This is a genomic window from Corallococcus terminator, from assembly GCF_003611635.1.
Taxonomy (GTDB): Bacteria; Myxococcota; Myxococcia; order Myxococcales; family Myxococcaceae; genus Corallococcus; species Corallococcus terminator.
The window spans coordinates 1-3223 of sequence record NZ_RAVZ01000563.1 but is presented as its reverse complement, the minus strand read 5'-3'; the positions used below and the strand labels follow the sequence as shown (position 1 = coordinate 3223).

General features: G+C 67.6%; 2 protein-coding genes. Both read right to left on the bottom strand.

The window, feature by feature from the left end; translation table 11 throughout:
- The coding region (locus D7V88_RS44015; RefSeq protein WP_208726741.1) for a hypothetical protein at positions 1–245 on the bottom strand (245 nt) is incomplete at its 3' end.
- 1516 nt (positions 246–1761) lie between these two features.
- Positions 1762–2586 (bottom strand): collagen-like protein, encoded by an 825-nt coding sequence (locus D7V88_RS45350; protein ID WP_147449092.1) that lies wholly within the window; start codon positions 2584–2586, stop codon positions 1762–1764.
- Positions 2587–3223 lie beyond the last annotated feature (637 nt).

The following is a 3223-nucleotide window of genomic DNA, read 5'->3' as shown; positions in this document are numbered from 1 at the left end:
CTCTTGCATGGCGCTCCATTGGGGAGCAGCACTCCGCGCTTCTGCACGGCTCCACTGGCATTCATGCAGGTGACTGCGCAGACCTCCTTGTCGATTGCGTTGTAGTCAACCAGGGGAGTCAGCTTTCCGCCGCAGACTTTCTGCGCGGCTTTTAGCCACTCCTGCCGGACGACGGGGGCTTCAGCGAGTGCGGGCGAGGAGAGGGCGATGAAGAAGCTGGAGAAGATGAGTCCGCGCTTGAGCATGGGGCCGAGCGTACCAGCATGCGCACTGCTACCTAGTGGTGCACGGCCTCGTGGGACTCGGCTGCGGCGTCTCCAGCTCCCGGCGTGGGAGGTGGAGCAGCGCGGTTGCCGTGGCGGGGCCCGAGAAGCCGGGCCGCCCCGTGGCCCGCGCCGCGCGTAGCTCGTTGTCCTCACCAAGACACGTTGTCTCGGACCCCTCGCCTACGCGCTGAACTCCGCATCGCGCAGCGCAGTCGCCGTGCCCGCCCGTTTCTGCCGAACCGCTCCGCTCCGTCTTCCGTCTCCTCCCCTCTCCTTTCCCTCGCCTTGCCCGTACCTCTCCGCCACTGCCTCGCACGCTCGGCAGCCCAAGTGAGCTGAAAGCTTCATTCATCCGCTTGCCCCGCCAGCGTCGTCCAGGCGCTCACTCGGCCCCAGCTGCGCGGGGGCCCCGGTGAGTGCCGGCGACGTCCGGGCGTGGCGCCAGGTGGAGGCTGTCGCGTGCCGGCGTCGTCCAGGTCCTCACTCGACCCTGATGCGCGGGTCCCCGGTGAGGCCCGGCGACGTCCAGGCCCGCTTCGCTCCGGAGAGGTGGAACGTCCGCGCTGGCGACGTCTAGCCATCCCCCGGCCCTGCTGCTCGGGCACCCCGGTGGACGGCGGCGTTGTCCGAGCGCTGGCCTCCAACGGCAGGCGGGGTGCCGCTGCGTGCCTGACGGCACCGGCAGCGGCACTTGGTGGTGCACAGTCTCGCGGGACTCGTCCGCGCCCGGGCTCCAGTTCCTGGCGTCGGAGGTGGAGCAGCGCTGGGGCCGTGGCGGGGCCCGAGAAGCCGCGCCGCCCCGTGGCCCGCGCAGCGCGAGGCGCTTTCGTGTGCTACGCCTCACGGGCTCGGCGGATCGCGCGGGGTGGGGCAGGGCGCGCGGAGAAGCGGCGCGCCGGCCCTACAGGAAATGGTGGGGTGCCGCTGCGTGCCTGATGGCACCGGCAGCGGCACTTGGTGGAGCACGGCCTCGCACCGGCTCCAGCTACTGACGTTGGAGGTGGGGCCGCGGCAGGGCCCGAGAAGTCGGGCTGCCCCGTGGCCCTCGCTGCGTGAAGCGCTTTCGTGCGCTGCGCCTCGCGGGCTCAGCGGTTCGCGCGTGGTGGGGCAGGGCGCGCGGAGAAGCAGCGCGCCTGCCCTGGAGGGGATGGTGGAGTGGCGCTCCGTGCCTGACGGCCCGGCAGCACCACATGGTGGTGTGCGTCCTCGCGGGACTCGGCTACGTCCTTCTCCAGTTCCTCGCGTTGGAGGTGAGCGATGCGGTGGCCGCGGCAGGGCTCGATGAAGCCTGGCCGCCGCGTGGCCGCCCCGTGCCAGCGCTGGCGGCGCTCCCCCTCGCAAGCTCGGTTGGCCGCGCGTCGTGGGGCAGGGCGCGCGAAGAAGCGGCGCGCCGCCCTTCTGCATCTGATGGGGTGCTGCTGCGTGCTTGACCACCCGACAGTAGCGCGTGGTGGTGCACAGCCTGCGCGGCCCTCTGCCGCGCAGGCAAGCTGCCCTATTGGATGGTGCAGCACCTTGCCGACGCCTGCACCACAGCGCTAGGAGAGGGGGTGCTGAGATAGCAACGATAAAGGTGCTCCTCAAGAACTGACTGTATATCGCCACCAACCGCTCCAGCCAGCAGAGTGCATGAGCCGCCCATTGCCAATGATTCATTTGGACAGAATGCCTTACTCCATCCGGCATTCCCGGGTATAGGCAACCCAAGCGCGATGCTACACTCAACGATTGGTTTAGGACCCATCGGGCCTTGGGGGCCAATGCCCCCCGCGTCGCCCTTCGGGCCTTGAACTCCGGTGTCACCCTTGGGACCCGTCAAACCAGTGTCGCCCTTCGGGCCTTGAACTCCAGTGTCGCCCTTGGGACCCGTCAAACCAGTGTCGCCCTTCGGGCCTTGAACTCCAGTGTCGCCCTTGGGACCCGTCAAACCACTGTCGCCCTTGTCGCCCTTGTCGCCCTTCGGACCTTGGGGCCCCACCGTGATGCCCAGCGCAGAATTCTGTTCCGGAGCAGACCCTGTTGAAACGCTGAGCAGGTACGTCCCGGGCGTCTCCAATAGATTGTAGGGAACCGTGATGATGATCGCCGTATCGCCGTAGACCTGAATTTTGTTGGGTTGGACGACGATGCCCGCGAACTTCACCAACGACTTCACGGTGCCGAAGTTCTCACCGTAGATGTAGAGCGTGTCGTTTGGTGTGTCCGATTCCGTCGAAGTGATGAGCAATGCGCCAGCCGCATCGGCGGACGTCGCTGCGCCTAAGAGGGCAATCACACCCAGCAAATACGTCCACCTACGAATCCGGTTCGCTACCGTCATTTTGGCTCCTCTGAAAGCGGGAAGAGCCACGAGTTGAACTCCGGAATTCGCCATAAGTCCATGGCTTACTGGTCCTGCTTGAATGTCGTGTATTTCCCGCCTGGGTCATCCCTCGCCTCCCGCCTTCCTCCTCATGCGTCCTCGCCCTCCTCGCTGGCTCGGCGGATCGCGCGGAAGGGGGGCGCGCGGTGAGGCAGTACACGGCCCCTCTATCAGCGGATGCGTGCTCCTGCGTGCCTGACGGCCCTGGCAGCAGCGCCTAGTTGGCCGCAGCCTCCCAGGCCTCGGCCGCGCCCGTCTCCAGGTCCTCGCGTTGGAGGAGCGCGGTTCGGTGGCCGCGGTAGGGCCCGAGAAGCCGTGCCCCGCTAGCTCGGGGCGCCTCGCGTCGCGGGGCACGGCGCTCGCCACCTCGAGCGGGTTTGCGGCCGCAGACGTCTGCGGCCGGATGCACCTGTTATTGTGAAATTTGCACTAATTAGTGCATCGTCTCCGGGCATCCTCACCGGAGTTCCGCTTGAGCAATCCCGACCAGGCCACCGCTGGCCCTCCCAACACCATCCGCCCCGTCTGGGTGGCTCTCTTCGGCGCTGGCTTGTGCATCGGCGTCCTCGAAGCCTCCTTCCAGACGGCCCACCCC